This window comes from Brevibacterium litoralis (genome assembly GCF_040212315.1).
Classification (GTDB): domain Bacteria; phylum Actinomycetota; class Actinomycetes; order Actinomycetales; family Brevibacteriaceae; genus Brevibacterium; species Brevibacterium litoralis.
This window is the reverse complement of the sequence record NZ_JBDIUY010000036.1, coordinates 1-3313: the sequence shown is the minus strand read 5'-3', so window position 1 is coordinate 3313 and position 3313 is coordinate 1. Positions and strand designations below refer to the sequence as shown.

The 3313-nt window shown below is 69.3% G+C and carries 3 protein-coding genes; 2 read left to right on the top strand and 1 reads right to left on the bottom strand.

The genetic code is table 11. The features are described 5' to 3' along the window. Positions 1-418: 418 nt before the first annotated feature. Positions 419-1729 carry an ATP-binding protein gene (locus AAD496_RS12805; protein WP_349829193.1) on the bottom strand — a complete coding sequence of 437 codons (1311 nt, stop codon included), beginning with the start codon at positions 1727-1729 and terminating at the stop codon, positions 419-421. A gap of 161 nt (positions 1730-1890) precedes the next feature. Between AAD496_RS12805 and AAD496_RS12800 the strand changes: the two genes are divergently transcribed. Together AAD496_RS12800 and AAD496_RS12795 are read left to right on the top strand one after the other, a co-directional pair. Next, positions 1891-2442, top strand: a complete 552-nt coding sequence (locus tag AAD496_RS12800) for a GNAT family N-acetyltransferase (RefSeq protein WP_349829191.1) — start codon at positions 1891-1893, stop codon at positions 2440-2442. Positions 2443-2607: 165 nt separating this feature from the next. Next, on the top strand, positions 2608-3313 hold a 706-nt coding region (locus AAD496_RS12795; protein ID WP_349829190.1), incomplete at its 3' end, for an SDR family oxidoreductase.

Sequence of the window (3313 nt, the reverse complement as noted above, 5' to 3'; positions counted from 1 at the left end):
GTGCGACACGCGGGTGAAATAGTTGGCCTGGAGACCAATTGTTTGGCACCATCACGAATGGAAGTACTAGGTACGCTATTGAGTTCTCAAAGAACAGACGCTCACCACCACTACCCCCGCACATCCAGACGCATGGACCTGAAGGTTCATGTCCTGTTCGTGTCGGCCTCGTGGTGAGGCAACTTCTCCATCCTAGACCCGGACCGGCATCCGGTCCAAATCCTGCCCGTGTGACCCTGACCACACGATGGTGGCCGGCACCCGGGCTGACCAGGAGAAACACGGACTCGGAAGTCCCTGCCCGTCACCCGGTCGGGTGGAGATTCGATTGTCGTTCCCCGCCTACCGTGGCGGCGAACGAGATAGAACTCTATGCGTTCGGCGCAGCCAGGAGCAAACCGAAAGAGGGTGAACTGCCTCACCCGTTCTGGCCGCGCAGGTACCGCCCGAAATGCGGCACCGTGAATGCGATCCGCCCACGCTCCGCGGAGTACACGAGTCCCTTCTTGATGAGACCGTCGCGAGCCGGGGACAGGGACTGGGGCTTCCGACCCAGATGTACGGCCAGGTCCTTGGTCGCCACCCCTTGGGGCGCCTCGGCGGGCCCACCATCCGCGGCCTCAGCACCGCCCCCGTCTTCGGCACCCGACCGAGCCTCGTCCGCGGAGTGCGCGTGCGCCTCGGCAGCGGGGTCCTCCCCCGACGTACCCGCCTTCCCGACCACTTCGAGGTCGGCGAGGGCCCGCATGTACTCGCGCTCCGCGGGCGTGGCCCGCTCGTAGCGGGATCCGAAGAACCCGACGGCCAGCTCCGCCTGGGCACTCGGGGCGCCGACCCGCACGTCCTCGGCGCTGATCGGGCTGCGGGGCGCCACGTCCCAGGCCGCCTTCCCGTAGGCCTGCACGAAGTAGGGGTAGCCGTCGGTGGCGGTGTAGAGGGCGTCGAGCGCCTCGGCGGTGAAATCTGCGCCCTCCTCCAGGGCGGGGGTGCGGAGAGCGCGGTCCGCCTCCTCCCGGTCGAGGCGATCGATCCGGCGGTACCGGAACAGGCGTTCGGAGTACGACTTCGAGGCGGACAGGACCGCCGGCAGGTGCGGCAGCCCCGCACCCACGACCACGAAGGGCAGTCCCTGCTGGGAGATCTCGTGGCAGGCAGCGCACAGTGCGGAGACGTCGTCGGCTCCCAGGTCCTGCATCTCGTCGATGAAGACCGCCACCCCCTTGCCCACGTCGAGGGACAGGCCGGCGATGTCCGAGAAGAGTTCGACGAGGTCGATCTCGATGTCCCCGGAGTCGGCCCGTCCCGACACGGCCGGCACGTCGATGCCCGGCTGCCACTTGTCGCGCAGCTTGGCGTCGGACGGGGTGCTGCGCTGGGCGAAGGACTTGAGGATGCCCAGCACGTGCCGACGCGATTCCTCGTCGCGGATCCCGAGCTCGCGGATCGCCTGGTGGAGGGCCGCGGACAGCGGTCGGCGCAACTCCGCGCCGGGACGCGCCTCGATCTTGCCCGTCCCCCACCGCGCCCGCACCGCCGACGACCGCAGCGAATTGAGCAGCACCGTCTTGCCCACGCCGCGCAGGCCCGTGAGGACGAGCGACCTCTCGGGTCGCCCGCGCTGGATCCGTTCGAGCACGACCTGGAACATGTCCATCTCGGCGTCGCGCCCGGCGAGCTCCGGCGGACGCTGCCCGGCGCCCGGTGCATAGGGGTTGCGAATGGGGTCCATGGGCCCACGCTACGAGGGATCGGGCCGATTCGGGTGGATCTACGCCGCACGACATACACGGCGATACGGTTCCACGCGTGCCGTGCCCTCCCACCCGGTACCGTGGCCGGGCACCCGACGACCGATGCACCATGCCACCCACTTACCGCACGAGGACCCCCATGCCTGCTCTGTACCCCGGCCTGCACGACGAGGCCGTGAAGAAGCGCCACCTGCGTTACGCCCGCTCGCTCGTCGACGCCGGGTACTCCTTCGACATGCTCGTGGACGAGGGTCGCGCGGACGCCCAGGAGCTCGTCCGCGACGCCCTCGCCCTCCCCGACTTCACCCTCGGCGACCAGGACTCCGGCACCGTCGTCCGCACACCCGACGGTGAGCTCGCCGCGGTCGCCGTCGTCACCGCCGTCAACTACGACAACGGCACCGCGCTGTTCGTCCGGGCCCTGGCGACCGCGCCGGCCCACCGCAGCACGGGCATCGCCACGGTGGTCCTGGGGCTCGTCCCACAGATCCTCTCCCAGGTGGGGATGCCCACCCGCAGTCTCGTGACCGGGGCCTGCCCGCAGGAACGCGGCAGTTTCTTCCACCGCGCCGGCTTCCTGGTCCTCGAACCCGGGGACCCGCTGCCCTACGACTTCGGCGGGATCGAGGCCGAACTCCTCGACGCCACCGTCCCCACCGATCGGTGCTGGTTCTTCCGCGACGTGAAGTGAGGGGTCACCCGGACATCCGCCCCCGAGGCGCCTCGGCCCACTCCCGGCACTCCCCTCGGGCACGCCGATCCTTGTAGTGTGGTGAACGTTCGTTCGGGTCGACTTGCGAGCACCGATCCGCGCTCCCTGGCACGACCCCGATCCCCGACTCGAAGGAGAGTTCACATGAGCACCACCGCAGCCCGGTTCGAGGGCAAGACCGCGATCGTCACCGGCGCCTCGCGCGGAATCGGCCTGGGAATCGCCCAGCGCCTCGTCGACGAGGGTGCCCGCGTCCTCATCACGGCCCGTGGCCAGGAGGCCCTCGACGCCGCCGTCGAGCAGCTGGGCGGCCCCGAGAAGGCCATCGCGCTGGCCGGCAAGGCCGACAACCCCGACCACCAGGACGAGGCGATCGAACTCGTCCAGAAGACCTTCGGCCCCCTCGACGTGCTGGTGAACAACACCGGCATCAACCCCGTCTACGGCCCGATGGTCGAGCTCGACCTCGGCGCGGCCCGCAAGGTGTTCGAGGTCAACGATCTCTCCGCACTGTCCTGGACCCAGAAGGCCTACCAGGCCTCCTTCAAGGAGCGTGGCGGCAGCATCGTCAACGTCGCCTCCGTCGCCGGTCTCGGCCAGCCCGAGGGCATCGGCTTCTACGGCTCGTCCAAGGCGATGCTCATCCACATCACCAAGCAGCTGGCCATGGAGCTCGGCCCGGACATCCGCGTCAACGGCGTGGCGCCCGCGGTCGTGAAGACCAAGTTCGCGGAGAAGCTCTACGAGGCCGGCGAGGAGAAGGTCGCAGCCTCCTACCCGCTCAAGCGCCTGGGCGTCCCGGAGGACATCGCCGCGGCCGCCGCCTTCCTCCTGTCCGACGAGGCCTCCT